Annotated in this window: 11 protein-coding genes; 9 read left to right on the top strand and 2 right to left on the bottom strand. The window is 65.6% G+C overall.

Going from position 1 to position 17,317, the window contains the following annotated elements; translation table 11 throughout:
* Positions 1 to 99: 99 nt before the first annotated feature.
* On the bottom strand, positions 100 to 2,436 hold the full coding sequence (locus tag DFQ15_RS12840) for an NADP-dependent malic enzyme (protein WP_110466355.1): 2,337 nt from the start codon (positions 2,434 to 2,436) through the stop codon (positions 100 to 102).
* Between the two features lie 184 nt (positions 2,437 to 2,620).
* Between DFQ15_RS12840 and DFQ15_RS12835 the strand changes: the two genes are divergently transcribed.
* The 4 genes from DFQ15_RS12835 (at position 2,621) to DFQ15_RS12820 (ending at position 7,798) form a co-directional block, all read left to right on the top strand.
* A complete protein-coding gene (locus DFQ15_RS12835; RefSeq protein WP_110466354.1) occupies positions 2,621 to 3,673 on the top strand; it encodes an SPFH domain-containing protein in 1,053 nt (350 codons plus the stop codon).
* Positions 3,674 to 3,806: 133 nt separating this feature from the next.
* Positions 3,807 to 5,300, top strand: coding sequence for a DUF4178 domain-containing protein (locus DFQ15_RS12830; RefSeq protein WP_110466353.1), 1,494 nt, complete (start codon positions 3,807 to 3,809; stop codon positions 5,298 to 5,300).
* Positions 5,301 to 5,368: 68 nt separating this feature from the next.
* Positions 5,369 to 5,596, top strand: a complete 228-nt coding sequence (locus DFQ15_RS12825; RefSeq protein WP_110466352.1) for a DUF350 domain-containing protein — start codon at positions 5,369 to 5,371, stop codon at positions 5,594 to 5,596.
* A gap of 195 nt (positions 5,597 to 5,791) precedes the next feature.
* A complete protein-coding gene (locus DFQ15_RS12820) occupies positions 5,792 to 7,798 on the top strand; it encodes a glycoside hydrolase family 28 protein (RefSeq protein ID WP_110466351.1) in 2,007 nt (668 codons plus the stop codon).
* A gap of 35 nt (positions 7,799 to 7,833) precedes the next feature.
* On the opposite strand, the gene DFQ15_RS12815 is transcribed toward DFQ15_RS12820, so the two are convergent.
* Positions 7,834 to 8,079, bottom strand: a complete 246-nt coding sequence (locus DFQ15_RS12815; protein ID WP_110466350.1) for a hypothetical protein — start codon at positions 8,077 to 8,079, stop codon at positions 7,834 to 7,836.
* Positions 8,080 to 8,315: 236 nt separating this feature from the next.
* On the opposite strand from DFQ15_RS12815, the gene DFQ15_RS12810 reads away from it, so the two are divergent.
* The 5 genes from DFQ15_RS12810 to DFQ15_RS12790 all read left to right on the top strand — a co-directional run bounded on the left by DFQ15_RS12810 (position 8,316) and on the right by DFQ15_RS12790 (position 17,130).
* Complete coding sequence (locus DFQ15_RS12810; RefSeq protein ID WP_110466382.1) at positions 8,316 to 9,866, top strand: class I SAM-dependent DNA methyltransferase; 1,551 nt, start codon at positions 8,316 to 8,318, stop codon at positions 9,864 to 9,866.
* The gene (locus tag DFQ15_RS12805; protein ID WP_110466349.1) at positions 9,856 to 11,154 is read left to right on the top strand and encodes a restriction endonuclease subunit S; all 1,299 of its coding nucleotides are present in this window, start codon (positions 9,856 to 9,858) and stop codon (positions 11,152 to 11,154) included. Before DFQ15_RS12810 ends, DFQ15_RS12805 begins: the two co-directional genes overlap by 11 nt.
* 95 nt (positions 11,155 to 11,249) lie before the next feature.
* Positions 11,250 to 12,155 (top strand): DUF3800 domain-containing protein, encoded by a 906-nt coding sequence (locus DFQ15_RS12800; RefSeq protein WP_110466348.1) that lies wholly within the window; start codon positions 11,250 to 11,252, stop codon positions 12,153 to 12,155.
* Between the two features lie 164 nt (positions 12,156 to 12,319).
* Positions 12,320 to 15,586 carry a type I restriction endonuclease subunit R gene (locus DFQ15_RS12795; protein ID WP_110466347.1) on the top strand — a complete coding sequence of 1,089 codons (3,267 nt, stop codon included), beginning with the start codon at positions 12,320 to 12,322 and terminating at the stop codon, positions 15,584 to 15,586.
* Positions 15,583 to 17,130, top strand: coding sequence for a polyamine aminopropyltransferase (locus tag DFQ15_RS12790; protein ID WP_110466346.1), 1,548 nt, complete (start codon positions 15,583 to 15,585; stop codon positions 17,128 to 17,130). The genes DFQ15_RS12795 and DFQ15_RS12790 overlap by 4 nt, the downstream gene beginning before the upstream one ends.
* Positions 17,131 to 17,317: the final 187 nt, after the last annotated feature.

Raw genomic sequence — 17,317 nt, 5'->3', positions numbered from 1 at the left:
ACTTGCTGCTGCAGGCTGCGGACAGGGCTTTCGCGGAGTATTTATCCGCCTGAAAAACCGGCTCGGCGCCGCCCGGCGCGCCTGGTGCCGGACCGGCTTTCAGCGCGACGCGTTGGCGTCGGCGACGGTGAGGGCGGTCATGTTGACGATGCGGCGCACGGTGGCGCTGGCCGTCAGGATGTGCACCGGCTGCGCGCAGCCGAGCAGCACCGGCCCGATCGCAATGCCGCCGCCGGCCGCGGTCTTGAGCAGGTTGTACGAGATGTTGGCCGCGTCGATGTTGGGCATCACCAGCAGGTTGGCGTCGCCCGCCAGCGAGCTGTGCGGCATGATCTGCGCGCGATGGGCGCCGTCGAGCGCCACGTCGCCGTGCATCTCGCCGTCCACCTCCAGCCAAGGGGCCTGGATGCGCAGCAGCTCCAGCGTGTGGCGCATCTTCAGCGCGCTCGGCTGGTTGCTGCTGCCGAAGTTGGAGTGGCTCAGCAGGGCGGCCTTGGGCTTGAGGCCGAAGCGCACCATCTCCTCCGCCGCCATCACCGTGATCTCGGCCAGCTGCTCGGCGGTCGGATCGTAGTTGACGTGGGTGTCGACCAGGAACACCTGGCGCTCGGGCAGCAACAAGCCGTTCATGCAGGCGAAGGTGTTGACGCCGGCGCGCTTGCCTATCACCTGCTCCACGTAGTGCAGGTGCATCTGGGTGTGGCCCCAGGTGCCGACGATCAGGCCGTCGACCTCGCCCTTGAAGAGCAGCATCGAGCCGATCAGCGCCAGTCGGCGGCGCATCTCGATCTTGGCCGTCTGCACCGTCGTGCCCTTGCGCTCGGTCATGCGGTGGTAGGTCTGCCAGAAGTCGCGGTAGCGCTCGTCGTGCTCGACGTTGACGATGTCGTAGTCGCGGCCCTGCACCAGGCGCAGGCCGAACTTCTCGATCCGCTGGGCGATGACCGCCGGCCGGCCGATCAGGGTGGGGCGCGCAAGGCGCTCGTCCACCACGATCTGGGCGGCGCGCAGGACGCGCTCTTCCTCGCCCTCGGCATAGGCCACGCGCTTCTTGGTGGCGGAGGCCGCCTTCGCCGCGGCGAAGATCGGCTTCATCATCGAGCCCGAGGCGTAGACGAAGCTCTGCAGGCTGTCGCGGTAGGCGTCCATGTCCTTGATCGGGCGCAGGGCCACGCCGCTGGCGGCGGCGGCTTGGGCCACGGCCGGGGCGATCTTGATCATCAGCCGCGGATCGAAGGGCTTGGGGATCAGGTATTCCTTGCCGAAGGCCAGCGGCTCGCCGGCATAGGCGGCGGCGACCACCTCGCTCTGCTCGGCCTGGGCCAGCTCGGCGATGGCGTAGACGGCGGCGATCTCCATCTCGTCGGTGATCGTGGTGGCGCCGGCATCGAGCGCACCGCGAAAGATGTAGGGGAAGCACAGGACGTTGTTGACCTGGTTCGGGTAGTCGGTGCGGCCTGTGGCCATGACCACGTCGCCGCGCACCGCATGCGCGTCTTCAGGGGATATCTCGGGGTTGGGGTTGGCCAGCGCGAAGATGACCGGGTGGGCGGCCATCCTGGCGACCATCTCGGGCTTGAGCACACCGCCGGCCGACAGGCCCAGGAACACGTCGGCGCCCTCGATCACTTCGTCGAGCGAGCGGGCCTCGGTCGGCTGGGCGAAGAAGGCCTTGTCCTCGTCCATCAGCTCGGTGCGGCCTTCGTAGACCACGCCGGCCAGGTCGGTCACGTAGACGTTCTCGCGCTTGAGGCCCACCTTCAGCAGCAGGGTCAGGCAGGCGAGCGCCGCGGCGCCCGCGCCCGAGGTGACCAGCTTGACGTCGCCGATGTTCTTGCCCACCACCTTCAGGCCGTTGAGCATGGCCGCGGCCACGGTGATCGCGGTGCCGTGCTGGTCGTCGTGGAAGACCGGGATCTTCATACGCTTGCGCAGCTCGCGCTCGACGTAGAAGCAGTCGGGCGCCTTGATGTCCTCGAGGTTGATCGCGCCGAAGGTGGGCTCCAGCGCCGCGATCACCTCGACCAGCCTGGCCGGGTCCTTCTCGGCGATCTCGATGTCGAACACGTCGACGCCGGCGAACTTCTTGAAGAGCACGCCCTTGCCCTCCATTACCGGCTTGGAGGCCAGCGGCCCGATGTCGCCCAGGCCCAGCACCGCGGTGCCGTTGGTGATGACGGCCACCAGGTTGCCGCGGCTGGTGTACTTGAACGCGTTGTTCGGGTCCTTGACGATCTCCTCGCACGGGGCCGCCACGCCGGGCGAGTAGGCAAGGGCCAGGTCGCGCTGGTTGGTCAGTTGCTTGGTCGCGGTGATCGCGATCTTGCCGGGCCGGGGGAACTCGTGGTACTCGAGCGCCGCGCGGCGCAATTCGGCACGCCGCTCTTCCAGGTGGGTCTCTGCGGAGGTGGGCGTGGGGGTGGAAGGCGTGGACATTCGGGCATCTCCTGCGGCGGCGGCGAAGAGGCCGCTGCGCGCCTGGGCGCGGCCCGTGGCCTCCGGGTGAAAGCGATTGTAGACACCGGTTTCAAGCCGGCCGGGCCGGGTTTCCGGCCGACCGTCGACGCGGGGCCGGCAGTATCATCCGCGGCACTGCCACCACCTGCACCGGAGCAATGCCATGGCCCTGATGGATTTCATCAAGAAGCAGTTCATCGACATCCTGCAGTGGGCCGAGGAGGGCGACGGCACGCTGGCCTGGCGCTTCCCGATGCGCGACCTGGAAATCCAGAACGGCGCGACGCTGGTGGTGCGCGAATCGCAGGTCGCGATCTTCGTCAACGAGGGCCAGGTGGCCGACGTCTTCGGCCCGGGCACCTACGAGTTGACCACGCAGACGCTGCCGGTGCTGACCTACCTGCGCAACTGGGACAAGCTGTTCGAGTCGCCCTTCAAGAGCGACGTCTACTTCTTCAGCACCCGCCAGCAGACCGACCAGAAGTGGGGCACACCCCAGCCGATCACCATCCGCGACGCGGACTTCGGCGCGGTGCGGCTGCGCGCCTTCGGCAACTACAGCTACCGGGTGGCCGACCCGAAGCTGTTCCACACCGAGATCTCCGGCACCCGCGCCGACTACGCCACCGGCGACCTCGACGGCCAGCTGCGCGGCCTGGTGCTGCAGAACATCAGCAACGCGATCGCCGCCAGCGGCGTAGCCTTCCTCGACCTGGCCTCCAACCAGACGATGTTCGCCGACGCGCTGAAGACGCAGCTCCAGCCCGCGTTCGCCAGGATCGGCCTGCAGCTCGACACGATGACGGTGCAGAACCTCTCGCTGCCCGAAGAGCTGCAGAAGGTCATGGACCAGAAGATCGGCATGGGCATGGTCGGCAACGACATGGGCCGCTTCATCCAGTACCAGACCGGCCAGGCGATCCCGAAGATGGCCGAGGGCGCGGCCGCGGGCGGTGGCATCGCGGGCGACGCGATGGGCCTGGGCGCCGGCGTGGCGATGGGCCAGATTCTCGCGCAGAACCTGCAGCAGGGCCTGCAGGGCGCGGGTGGTCCTGCCGCACCTGCGGCGGCCGCCGCCACAGCAACAGCGCAGCCGGTGCGCGCCGAAGACGTGATGGCCACGCTGGAGAAGCTGGGCGAGCTGAAGGCCAAGGGCATCCTGACCCAGGAAGAGTTCGACGCCAAGAAGGGCGAGCTGCTCAAGAAGCTGGTGTAGCCCGGCGTGCAAAAGGCTTGCGCCCCGGCCGGGTTCGCGTTCGCGTTTGCTATCGATTTAGTAGCTGGCAGTCGGTTCCGGACTTCGGCTCCAGGCACTTTTTGCTGGAAAACGAGCGTTCCAAGGCGGCACCATGGCTGAGCCGGCCGCCCAGCGCGTCTACCGGGCGCCGTGCCCCGGCTGCGGCGCGCCGGTCGATTTCCGCAGCGCGCAGTCGACCCACGCGGTCTGCGCCTATTGCCACAGCACGATCGTGCGCAGCGGCGAGCAGCTGGCGCGCATCGGCCGCATGGCCGAGCTGTTCGACGACCACAGCCCGCTGCAGTTGATGGCCTCGGGCGTGCATGCCGGCCAGCCGTTCACCCTGGTCGGCCGGCTGCAGTACCGCTCCGACGCCGGCACCTGGAACGAATGGCATGCGGCGATGGCCGACGGCAGCTCGGCGCTGCTGGCCGAGGACAACGGCAGCTACGTCTTCGCCCGCCCGGTCGTGCTGCCGATCGACGCGCCGCCGCCCGAGGCGCTGCGCCTGGGCGCCCGCACCGCCGTCGCCGGCCAGAGCTACAGCGTCGCTTTCCAGGGCATGGTCACGCTGCTGGCGGCCGAGGGCGAGCTGTCGCACATCGCGCCGCTGGGCACGCCCTTCCCGGCGGCCGAGCTGCGCAGCGACGACGGCGCGGTGTTGTCGCTCGATTACTTCCAGCAGCCGCCCGAGTCCGCGCGCGGCACCGCGGTGCGGCTGGAGGACCTGAAGTTCTCGGGCCTGCGCGACGCCGTGTCGGAGAAGACCGAGACCGCCCGCCGGTTCGCCTGCCCCAACTGCGGCGCGCCGGTGCAGGTGCAGCTGGAGGACAGCAAGGCCGTCACCTGCCCGAGTTGCCGCAGCATCATCGACCTGACCGCCGGCATCGGCGGCGAGTTGCGCCACGCGCTGCAGGACGAGCCGCTGCGGCCGCTGATACCGTTGGGCAGCATCGGCCAGCTGCAGGGCGCGCAGTGGCAGGTGGTGGGCTTCCAGCACCGCATGGGCCGCGAGGCCGGCGACGACGAGAGCTTCGGCTGGAGCGAGTACCTGCTCTACGAGCGACGGCGCGGCTTCAGCTTTCTGGTGGATGCGGAAGACGGCTGGAGCCTGGTCAAGCCGATCACCGGCGCGCCCAAGCTCGGCCGCGGCCAGGCGCAGGCCAAGTACCTCGGCACCGCCTACACGCTGCGGAGCCGCTACGATGCCGAGACCACCTACGTGCAGGGCGAGTTCTATTGGCCGGTCGAGCGCGGTCAGAAGACCGCCAACGCCGACTACCTCTACCACCGCCAGCTGCTCTCGATGGAGCGCAGCCGCAGCGAGGTGACCTGGTCGGCCGGCAGCCGGCTGGAGGGCCGCACCGTCGCCGCCGCGTTCAAGCTGCCCGAGGAGAAGCAGGCCGTCATGGCGCGCGGAGAAGGCCGGCTCACCGCGGGCATCGGTTTGGGCGGCATCCTCATCCTGGTGCTGCTGCTGGTCCTGGTCGTGCTGCTGGTCGGCCGCTGCAGCAGCTGCGACCCGCGGCGCGAGAACTGCGGCAGCGGAGCGCGCAACTCGGGCGGCGCCTGGGGCGGCTATTCCAGCGGCGGCGCGCACAAGTAGCCGGTGCCCAACGCACGGCTGCGCCACTGCCTATTCACCATCCAACGCGTTTCCCACGGAGGCTCTTCATGCACTTCATCGAATGGTTCAGACCCGCCGCTTTCGTCGGCTCCATCCTCTTCGCGCTGGTCGGCGTGGTGGTGTTCTGGGTGTGCTTTCTGATCATCGATAAGATCACCCCGGTCGACCTGTGGGCCGAGATCGTCGAGAAGCAGAACGTCGCTCTGGGCCTGGTGGTGGCCGCGATGTGTCTCGGTATCTCGCTGATAGTGGCCGCGGCGATCCATGGGGGATAAGGGACGCGGCGGGCTCTATCGCCAGGCCCGGGACAACGCGTCGCGCCGTACAACATCTTGTAATTGAATGAAGATACTGTTTAAAAAGGGGAATTAAACGACGTTAGTGCTGGACAGAAGGTGTTTCCTCGCGGGATAGTGTCGGTGTTGTCATACAACATATTACAAAGCGGTCATACCGCAGAAGGAAACACCATGGAAAAGTACCGTCCCCCCACCACCATCGCCGCATCTTCAGGCCTGTATGCGGACCGCCGCGGCTTTTTGCTGGGCGCCGGCACCGTCGTCGGCGGCGCGCTGTTCGGCGGCCTCGAAGCCTTTGGCCGCACGGGCAATGCAGGAGCCGACGAAACAGGTGCCACCGACCCCGGCGATCCGATCTGGGGCGTTGCCGGTGCGGCCACACGCATCGTCGAAGCGCTGCGGTCGGTGTCGCAGGCCGCATTTCCGGCGCGCGATTTTTTGGTAACCGATTTCGGCGCACTGCCATGCACCGTGGTGGATTCACCCAACCCGTACACCAGCGCCACGCTGTCGCCCGCCAGTGCGGGTTCTGGCACAACCCATGCACCCAGCTCCTTCGACGCGCGCCCGGCGTTTCTGGCCGCGATCCGCGCCTGCAACGCCGCCGGCGGCGGCCGGGTGGTGGTGCCGCCGGGCACTTGGTACTGCGCCGGGCCGATCGTGCTGCTGAGCCATGTCAATTTTCACCTGAGCGCCAACTGCCAGATCTATTTCAGCCCGCGGCCCGCCGACTATGCCAAGGACGGCCCGGTGGACTGCGGCGCGAACGGCCGGCTCTACTACAGCCGCTTCCAGTCCAACGACTGCCTGAATTTCGGCTCGCCGGTCTATGCCCATAACCAGACGCAGGTTGCGATCACCGGTACCGACCGGACGTCGATCCTCAACGGGCAGGGCATGACGCCCTTCGCCGGTACCGGAAACACGTCCACCTGCTGGTGGACCTACAAGGGCAGCAAGGGGCAGTACGGCTTCGTCGATGCCGCCACCACGCCGTCGGCGGCCTCCAACAACCCGCTGAACATCGACCTGCGCACCAAGGTGCCGGGCATCAGCGACACGCTCTACCAGCAACTGACCGACCCGGTCACGCCCTGGCAGCAGGACCAGAACTACCTGCCATGCCTGTCGGAGGCGGGCGTGTCGATCGAGCAGCGCATCTTCGGACTGGGCCACTACCTGCGGCCCAACATGGTCACCTTCATCGGCTGCACCGACGTGCTGATGGAAAACTACCAGACCCGCAACACGCCGTGCTGGCAGCACCACCCGGTCGCCTGCCGCAACGTGGTGATCCGCGGGGTGCTGGTCGATAGCACCGGCCTGAACAACGACGGCTTCGACCCCGACGCCTGCGACATGGTGCTCTGCGAGAACGTCGAGTTCAACACCGGCGACGACTGCATCGCGATCAAGTCCGGCAAGAACCTCGACGTGCAGTACGGCCCGGCGCAGAACCACGTGATCCAGAACTGCATCATGCAGAGCGGCCACGGCGGCCTGACCCTCGGCAGCGAGATGAGCGCCGGCATCCAGAAGGTCTATGCCCGCAACCTGGAGATGCGCAACATCTACTGGGCAACCAACGCACTCAACATCGCGATCCGGATCAAGACCAACATGAATCGCGGCGGCTACGTGCGCGATCTCTACGTGGACAACGTGATCCTGGCCCACGGCGTCAGCCTCTCGGGGCACGGCTACGGCTCGTCGATGCTGGCGGGCAGCCCGATCAACGGCACCGTGCCGGCGGGCGTAGCGACCGCCACGGCGGCCAATCCGGCCGCATCCGAGGGCGGCATCATCACCTTCGACTGCGATTACCAGCCCTCGAAGGACGCGATCCGCAGCCGGCCTCCCTCGGTGCAGAACATCCAGATCTCGCGCGTGAGGGCCGGCAATGTCACGGTGGGCGGCGCCACGGCGTCGTGCTTCCAGGCGATCGTGGCGCAAGGGCCGGTCAAGCAGGACTACAACGGCCCGCAGCCGGTTCCGGCCGTCCCGGCGATCACCGGCGTGACGATCAGCGACTGCGATTTCGGCACGCCGGTCGCGGTCGGGCCGGCCAGCGCCACCAAGCCGGGGCCGGTCTATGCCTTCAACGTGCACGACATCGTATTGAAGAACGTGAAGATCGCCGGCACGGTCTACAACACCACGATCAGCGACGCCCGCTGACGGGCCCTGCCGCCGGCGGCGATGGCGGCCGGCGGCTAGAGCGTGTCCCACCACAGCCCCGCGCAGAGCGCCATGCCCACGGCGTACAGCAGCCAGGTGCGCGACACCGCGTACGGATAGAACATCAGCGCCGCGCCGATCCACGTCGACGCGCGGCGCCCATCCCGCCGCCCGCGCCGCCACGCCCACAGGCCGACCAGCCCGAAGACGATGCTGCCGACGATGTAGGCGGGCGTGGGCAGTGCGATGCCCAGGGCGGTGAGGGTGTCGAGCGGTTCCATGGTGGGAGTTTGAACGATGGGCGCGGCTTGGTGCTGGCATGGCTCTCACGTTCGATCTATTGCCCGGGTCGTTTAGGAAATGGTCATCCGCAGGTAAGCTCAAACGCACGTTGGCAGCAGCAAGCCGCGCTGAAGGACGTGGCTTTCGAGGCTACAGCGAGAACACTGCTGTCGTCGAGCTGATGCCACGCAGCCGTTCTGTCCTTTTCTACAAAGCCATCGACCTCCTGAAATCCGTGATCGCCGACATCCGCAAGACACTCTGGGCCACCGCAGACAAGCTGCGCGCCAACATGGACGCCGCCGAATACAAGCACCTGGTGCTCGGCCTGATCTTCGTCAAATACATTTCCGACACCTTTTCCGCCCGCCGTGTCGAGCTGACCGCCCGCCTCACCAACCCCGACGACGAATATTTCTACGGCGACGCCGACCCCGCCGACATCGAAGCCGAGCTGGAAGACCGCGACTACTACAAAGAGGCCAATGTCTTCTGGGTGCCCGAAGGCGCGCGGTGGGAGGCCCTGCGCAATGCCGCCAAACAGCCCGACATCGGCAAGCGCATCGACGACGCCCTGACCCACATCGAGGTCGAGAACTTTAAGCTCAAAGGCATCCTGGACAAGCGCTACGCCCGCGCGCAACTGCCCGACGGCAAGCTGGGCGAGCTGGTCGACCTGGTCTCCACCATCGGCTTCGGCGACGACTCGGCGGTGGCCCGCGACGTGCTGGGCGAAGTGTACGAATACTTCCTGGGCATGTTCGCCAGCGCCGAAGGCAAGCGGGGCGGGCAGTTCTACACGCCCGCCAGCATCGTCAAAACCCTGGTCGCCATCCTGGCCCCGCACGAAGGCAAGGTGTACGACCCCTGCTGCGGCAGCGGCGGCATGTTCGTGCAGTCCGAGAAGTTCATCGAAGCCCACGGCGGCAAGCTGGGCGACGTGAGCATCTACGGCCAGGAAGCCAACCCCACCACATGGCGCCTGGCCGCGATGAACCTGGCCATCCGCGGCATCGACTACAACCTGGGCCGCGAGCCGGCCGACACCTTCATCCGCGACCAGCACCCCGATCTGCGGGCCGATTTCATTTTGGCCAACCCGCCCTTCAACGTCAGCGACTGGTGGCACGGCAGCCTGGAAGGCGACCCGCGCTGGGAGTACGGCGACCCACCCCGCGGCAACGCCAACTACGCGTGGCTGCAGCACATGCTGCACCACCTGCGACCCACCGGCCGCGCCGGCATCGTGCTGGCCAACGGCAGCATGAGCAGCAGCCAGAAAAACGAAGGCGTGATCCGCGCCGCCATGGTCGATGCCGACGTGGTCGAAATCATGGTGGCCCTGCCCGGCCAGCTGTTCTTCAACACCCAGATCCCCGCCTGCCTGTGGTTCCTGGCCAAGCGAAAGGCACGCGAGGGCGAGGTGCTGTTCATCGACGCCCGCAAGCTGGGCCGCATGATCAGCCGTGTGCAGGCCGAGCTGACCGACGAGACGATTGCCCGCATCGAAGCCTTGGTGGCCGCCTGGCGCGGCGAGCCGGGCGCGGGCAGCTATGAGGATGTGAAAGGCTTCTGCCGCAGCGTGCCCTTGGCCGAAATTGCGCAGCATGGCCATACGCTTACTCCTGGCCGCTATGTGGGCGCGGAGGAGGCGGAAGACGACGGCGAAGGCTTTGCCGAGAAGATGATCAAGCTCACCGAGAAGCTGGGCGAGCAGATGGCCAAAGGTGCGGAGCTGGATGCGGTGATTAGGGCGAAGTTGGGGGGGCTGGGGTATGAGTTCTGAGTGGCCGACGAAGCGGCTCGCAGATATCTCCGAGGTAATTACGGGATTTCCCTTCAAGAGTGAAAATTACCTACCACCGAAACATGGTGTTCGTGTTGTTCGTGGCGACAACGTCACAGAGCGGTATGTAAGGTGGGGCGAAAAGGAGAAATGCTGGTCAGATATAACAGACGATCTCAAACCATACGCACTTCGATCTGGTGATGTCGTTATAGGTATGGATGGGTCAAAAGTTGGAAAGAACTTCGCGGCAATTTCTCCTAATGACGAGGGCTCACTGCTGGCGCAGCGAGTGTCTCGAGTGAGGGCGCAGGAAGGTGTTAGTCAAGACTACCTCCGCTATGTCATCTGCAATGATTCATTCACACAGTACGTACAAGCGGTTCACACCGGCACTTCGATACCTCACATCAGCAAAGGGCAAATAGAAAATTTTGAAGTCGTTGTTCCGCCGCTTGAAGATCAACTACGAATAGCTACGGCCCTCATATCAATCGACGACCGCATCACCCTCCTACGCGAAACCAACGCCACCCTCGAAGCTATCGCACAGGCGCTGTTCAAATCCTGGTTCGTCGATTTCGACCCCGTGCGCGCCAAGATGGAAGGCCGCACGCCCGAAGGCATGGACGAGGCAACCGCTGCGCTCTTTCCCGATGGGTTTGAACCGTCGGAGTTGAGGGATGTGCCGAGGGGGTGGGGAATTGGCAGCGTCTACGACATTTCAAAGGTTATCTATGGTGCTCCCTTCGCTTCCAAGCTCTTTAAGGCCGCGTCACCTGGAAGGCCGCTGGTACGCATCCGAGACCTCAAGGATGAGCGTCCAGGCATATTCACTGAAGAGATTCATCCCAAGGGTTACTTACTAAAGCCCGGTGATATAGCAGTCGGGATGGATGGTGAATTTCGTGCGTATGTCTGGGGGGGCGAGACCGCTTGGCTCAACCAGCGAGTGTGCGTGTTCCACCCGATTAACGGCGCCGGTTCGGCTTTCGTGCGTCTCAGCGTTGCGCCACTGTTGGCAGCAGTCGAGGCATCGGAAACTGCAACAACAGTTATTCATCTTGGCAAGAACGATATTGACCGCTTCAGAATCATCTTGCCTTCTTCTACTGTGCTTCACGCATTTGCAAGCGTTGTTGAGTCGGTGTACGAGAGATTGGTGTTGAACAAACAGGAAATCAAAACCCTCTCCACCCTCCGCGACACCCTGCTCCCGCGCCTGATCTCCGGCCAGTTGCGCCTGCCGAAAGCCACATTCAATGACGAGATCGCATCAAGCGGTTAGCTGCAAGCATGACCGCTCTGTTTTTAATAGCTGGTTGCGCGCGCAGTACATCGGCCACGAGCTCCTTGGGCACGTAACCTCACCCCTACCAAACCATGACACCTTCCGGAACGCAATACGCGCTTTTCGAGTCGGTTGAACCCACGCCGGTGGAACACGCCCCGAAGGAGCCTGCCGTTCGCCGCTTCAGCGACTACGTGGTGTATGTGGACGAAAGCGGAGACCACTCCCTGGCCAGCATCGACAAGGACTACCCGGTATTCGTGCTGGCGCTGTGCATTTTTCACAAACGGCACTATGCAGAAAAGATCGTGCCTGCGGTGGAGAAGCTCAAGTTCAACTACTTCGGCCACGACAGCGTGGTGCTGCACGAGAACGAGATTCGCAAGCAGAAGGGCGACTTCGCCTTCCTGGCCCACCGTGCCACGCGCGATGCGTTCATGGCGGGGGTGACCTCCATCATGGAGGCCAGCAACTTCATCCTGGTTGCCTGCGTGGTGGACAAGGCCCGCGTGAACTGTGCTGCGGGGGCTGCCAGCAACCCGTATCACATTGCGCTGGGCATGGGTCTGGAGGCACTGCGCAGCTTTCTGGCCGAGAAGGGACAAGACGCGGTGAAGACCCATGTGGTCGTGGAGTGCCGGGGCAAAAAGGAAGATGCCGAGCTGGAACTGGAATTTCGCCGCATCTGCGATGGCGACAACCCGGGCAACCGGGTTTTGCCGTTCGACGTGGTGTTTGCCGACAAGAAAACCAACTTGGCGGGCCTGCAGCTGGCAGACCTGGTGGCAAGCCCCGTGGGCCTGAACTACCTTCGCCCTGCCCAGCCGAACCAGGCATTCGAACTGCTGAAGAAAAAGTTTTTCTGCGACGGTGGTCGCGCTGGCGTGGGCGCGGGGTTCGAGGACATCGGTCTGGTGATCTATCCGCCCCAGAAAGCGAAAAGCCCCGATGAACCCACCGAGGCTGTAGCGCCGACCAGGAACCCCCAATCCACTTAGGCCGCGAGTTTAGCCTAACGCTTGCATTGCTGCCAACAAAATGGAACTGTTCGAAAACAGGGCAAGAAAAGGGCATTTCGACGACGAACCTGTTGCAAGGCAAGCCCCTACCAGCGCTCCATCGCGTCGATGAAGTCTGAGCCTGACAAGAACGAGAGCGAGCCATGACCGAAGACCAACTCGAACGCGAAACGCTGGCCTGGCTTCGCGACGTGGGCTACACCCACCGGCACGGCCCGGACATTGCCCAGGATGGCGCCACGCCCGAGCGGGCCGACTACCGCCAGGTGCTGCTGCCCCACCGCCTGCGCGAAGCCGTGGTCCGGCTCAACCCTGGCGTGCCGTTGGCGGCGCGGGAGGACGCGTTCAAACAGGTCGCTGATCTGGGCATTGCGTCGCTGCTGCAGGCCAACCGCGCTTTCCACAAGCTGCTGGTGGGCGGGGTGCCGGTGCAGTACCAGCACGACGGCGAAGCCCGGGGCGATTTCGTGCGGCTGGTGGACTGGGCTGCTCCTGAGAAAAACGAGTGGTGGGCGGTGAGCCAGTTCACCATCAAGGGCCCGCACAAGACGCGGCGGCCCGACATCGTGCTGTTCGTCAACGGCCTGCCGCTGGTGCTGCTGGAGCTGAAGAACCCGGCCGACGGTAACGCCAGCATCTGGAAGGCGTACCACCAAATCCAGACGTACAAGGAGCAGATCGCCGATGTGTTCCAGTACAACGAGCTGCTGGTGATCTCGGACGGTACCGAGGCGCTGATGGGATCGCTCTCGGCCGATGCCGACCGCTTCATGGCCTGGCGGACGATCGACGGTGTGACGCTGGACCCGCTGGGGCCGTTTCAGGATCTGCAGACGCTGGTGCGTGGCGTGCTGGCACCCGCGTATTTGCTGGACTACCTGCGCTACTTCGTTTTGTTCGAGGACGACGGGCAGCTGGTCAAGAAAATCGCGGGCTACCACCAGTTCCATGCGGTGCGCGCGGCCATCGACGAAGTGGTGGCCGCATCGCGCCCGGGCGGCTCGCGCAAGGGGGGCGTGGTTTGGCACACGCAAGGCAGCGGCAAGAGCATCACCATGACCTGCTTTGCCGCCCGCGTGATGCAGGAGCCCGCGATGGAGAACCCCACCATCGTGGTGATCACCGACCGCAATGATCTGGACGGGCAACTGTTTGGCGTGTTCAGCCTGGCGCAAGACCTGCTGCGCGAGCAGCCCGCGCAGGTGCTGACGCGGTCCGACCTGCGCGCCAAGCTGGCCCATCGGCCCTCGGGGGGCATTGTGTTCGCCACCATCCAGAAATTCATGCCGGGCGAGGACGAAGATACTTTCCCCTTGCTGTCGGAGCGCAGCAACATCGTGGTGATCGCCGACGAAGCCCATCGCACGCAATACGGTTTCAAGGCCACGCTCAAGACCCGGCAGCGCGGCTTCGATCCGAACAGGACTTTGGTGCTCGATGGGCACGCGCCAGCAGCTACGAAAAGCCTGGTGACCAGCGATGCCGGCAGCAGCGCTTTCCCCGCCGACTTCGAGCCCCCAGCGTACAACCTGAGGCGGGGCGTGGCGCCGGACGCAGGCCTGCAATCCACTTGGCAAGCGGGCTACGCCCAACACCTGCGCGATGCGCTGCCCAATGCCACCTTCGTCGGCTTCACCGGCACGCCGGTGAGCAGTGCCGACCACAACACCCGCGCGGTATTCGGCGAGTACATCCATGTCTACGACATGCAGCAGGCCAAGGAAGACGGCGCCACGGTGGCCATCTACTACGAGTCCCGGCTTGCCAAGCTGCGTCTGCGGCAAGAAGATTTGCCCACTATCGATGACGAGGTGGACGAGCTCGCCGAGGACGAGGAAGAGGGCACGCAGGCACGCTTGAAGAGCCGCTGGGCAGCGTTGGAAAAGATCGTGGGCGCGTCGCCCCGTGTGGCCAGTGTGGCGGCCGACCTGGTGGCCCATTTCGAAGAGCGCAGCACGGCCCAGACGGGCAAGGCGATGGTGGTGGCCATGGGCCGCGAGATCTGCGTGCATCTGTACGACGAGATCGTGCGGCTGCGTCCCGACTGGCACGACACCGACCCCGAGAAGGGCACCATCAAGATCGTGATGACCGGTACTGCCAGCGACAAGCTGCTGCTGCGCCCGCACATCTACGACGGCAAGGTGAAAAAGCGGCTGGAAAAGCGTTTCAAGGACCCGGCGGACCCGCTGCGTATCGTCATCGTTCGCGACATGTGGCTTACGGGTTTCGACGCGCCGTGCGTGCACACGCTGTACGTGGACAAGCCCATGAAGGGCCACAACCTGATGCAGGCGATTGCCCGGGTGAACCGCGTGTTCAAGGGTAAGCAGGGCGGGCTGGTGGTGGACTACATCGGCATCGGCAACGAGCTCAAGGCCGCGATGAAGGAGTACACCGCCAGCAAGGGCCGCGGCACGCCCACGGTGGATGCCCACGAGGCCTACAGCGTGCTGATGGAAAAGTTGCATGTGCTGCAAACCCTGCTGCACGGCTGCGACTACGGCGACTTCCTGACCGGCGGACACAGCGCCCTGGCGCGGGCCGCCAACCATGTGCTGGGCCTCAGGCCCGAAGGCGGCCAGGACGGCAAGCGCCGCTTTGCCGACACCGCCCTGGCGCTGACGCTGACGCAGGCATTTTCGCTGTGCTGCACCCTGGACGAGGCCAAAGCGGTGCGCGAGGAAGTGGCTTTCATGCAGGCGGTGAAGGTGCTGCTGACCAAGCGCGAGCTCATTGCGAAAAAGCGCACCGACGAACAACGCGACGAGGCCATCCGCCAGATCATCAGCAACGCGGTGGTGTCGGACCAGGTGGTGGACATCTTTGACGCCGTGGGGTTGGACAAGCCCAATATCGGCCTGCTCGACGATGGCTTCCTGGCACAGGTGAAGAACCTGCCTGCGAGGAATCTGGCAGTGGAGCTTTTGGAGCGGCTGCTGGAGGGGGAGATCAAAAGCCGCTTTGGCAGCAACGTGGTACAGGAAAAGAAGTTTTCGGACCTTCTGGGCAATGTCATCAAGCGCTACCAGAACCGCTCCATCGAAACCGCCCAGGTGATGGAAGAGCTGGTGGACATGGCCCGAAAGTTTCGCGATGCGGCTGGGCGCGGCGAACAGCTGGGACTGTCGGATGACGAGATGCGCTTCTACGACGCGCTGGCCGTCAACGAGTCGGCCGCCCGGGAACTGACCGACGAAACCCTGAAAAAGATCGCCCACGAGCTCACCGAAAACCTGCGCCAGAACCTGAGCGTGGACTGGAGCGAGCGCGAGAGTGCGCGCGCCAAGCTGCGGCTGATGGTCAAGCGCATCTTGCGCAAGTACAAATACCCGCCGGACGCGTCGGACGCAGCGGTGGAACTGGTGCTGCAGCAGGCCCAGAAGCTCGGCGAGGCGTGGGTGGCATGACAGTGACACAGGCATCACCCGACACAGCCCCCGGACACACTGGTCCCCGCCCCATCCAGGTCGCCCTGCTCGCCAGCGTCTTCGTCATCGCCGCCTGTGGGCTGCTCTACGAGCTGGCGGCGGGGGCGCTGGCCTCCTACCTGCTGGGCGATTCGGTGCTGCAGTTCAGCACGGTGATCGGCACCTACCTGTTCGCGATGGGGGTGGGCAGCTGGCTGTCGCGCTACCTGGAGCGGCAGCTGCCGGCGCATTTCCTGCGGATCGAACTGCTGGTGGCGCTGGCGGGCGGGCTGCTGCCGGGGCTGCTGTTCCTGGCGCATGCCTGGGTGCCGGGGGCGTTCCGGCTGCTGCTCTACGGCCTGGTGTTCGCGGTGGGCGTGCTGGTGGGGCTGGAGATTCCGCTGGTTATGCGGATCCTGAAGCGCAACGTGCAGCTGAAAGACCTGGTGAGCCAGGTGCTGACCTTCGACTACCTGGGCGCGCTGGCGGTGTCGTTGGCCTTCCCCTTGCTGCTGGTGCCGCACCTGGGGCTGGTGCGCACCGGGCTGCTGTTCGGGTTGCTGAACGCGGCCGTCGCGTTCTGGGCGCTGTGGCTGTTCCGGCACGAGCTGCCGCGGCCCGGCGCGCATGCGCTGGCCTGCGCGGGAACGGCGGCCGTTCTGGCGGCGGGCTTCGCCGGGGCCGAGCGGATTACCACGCTGGCCGAGGACCGGTTCTACCAGGACGGCATCGTCTTCGCCGCCACCTCGCCCTACCAGCGCATCGTGGTGACCCGCGGGCGCGGCGGGCACCGGCTGTTTCTCAACGGCAACCTGCAGTTCGCCGAGCGCGACGAGTACCGTTATCACGAGGCGCTGGTGCACCCGGCGATGGCCGCGCACGGCGCGCCGAAGCGGGTGGCGGTGCTGGGCGGCGGCGACGGCATGGCGGTGCGCGAGATCCTCAAGTACCCGTCGGTGGAGCAGGTGACCCTGGTGGAGCTCGACCCGAACATGACCCGGCTCTTCGCCGAGCACCCGACGCTCGCCGCGCTCAACGGGCATGCGCTGGCCTCGCCCAGGCTGAAGATCGTCGACGCCGACGCCTTCGGCTGGCTGCAGCAGGTGCAGGACACCTTCGACGTGATCGTGGTCGATTTCCCCGACCCGACCAACTTCGCGATCGGCAAGCTGTACACCCAGTCCTTCTACGCCCTGCTCGACCAGCGGCTGTCGGCCAGCGGCTACGCGGTGGTGCAGACCACCTCGCCGCTGGTGGCGCGGCGCAGCTTCTGGACGGTGGTGCGGACGATCGAATCGACCGGCCTCTCCGCCACGCCGTACCACGCGCATGTGCCCAGCTTCGGCGAATGGGGTTTCGTGATCGCCAGCCGCCGGCCGTGGCACCTGCCGACCGCGCTGCCGGCGGGGCTGCGGTTCCTCGACCTGCCGACGCTGCCGCTGCTGTTCGACTTTCCGCGCGACATGGCGCGGGTGCCGGCCGAGGTGAACCGGCTGTCGAACCAGGTGCTGGTGCGGACGTACGAGGACGAGTGGGGAAGATGACGATCGCCCCCAGGCTCCGCACTGCGTGTCTGCGCCTCCCCCCGCTCCGGGGGCGATACCGGCGGACCGGCGAAGCCGGACCCACGGTATCCCTGAGCGGGGCGCGGGCCGGCGTGGGGTGGCAGCCGCAGGGAATCGCGCATGCGGCGGCGTGAGCTGCTGAAGCAGGCGGGTGCCGCGCTCGGCG

Origin of the sequence: Xylophilus ampelinus, from assembly GCF_003217575.1 — a bacterium.
Lineage (GTDB): Bacteria > Pseudomonadota > Gammaproteobacteria > Burkholderiales > Burkholderiaceae_C > Xylophilus > Xylophilus ampelinus.
Note: the sequence above shows the minus strand (reverse complement) of the source record. Positions and strands in the feature narration are given on the sequence as shown.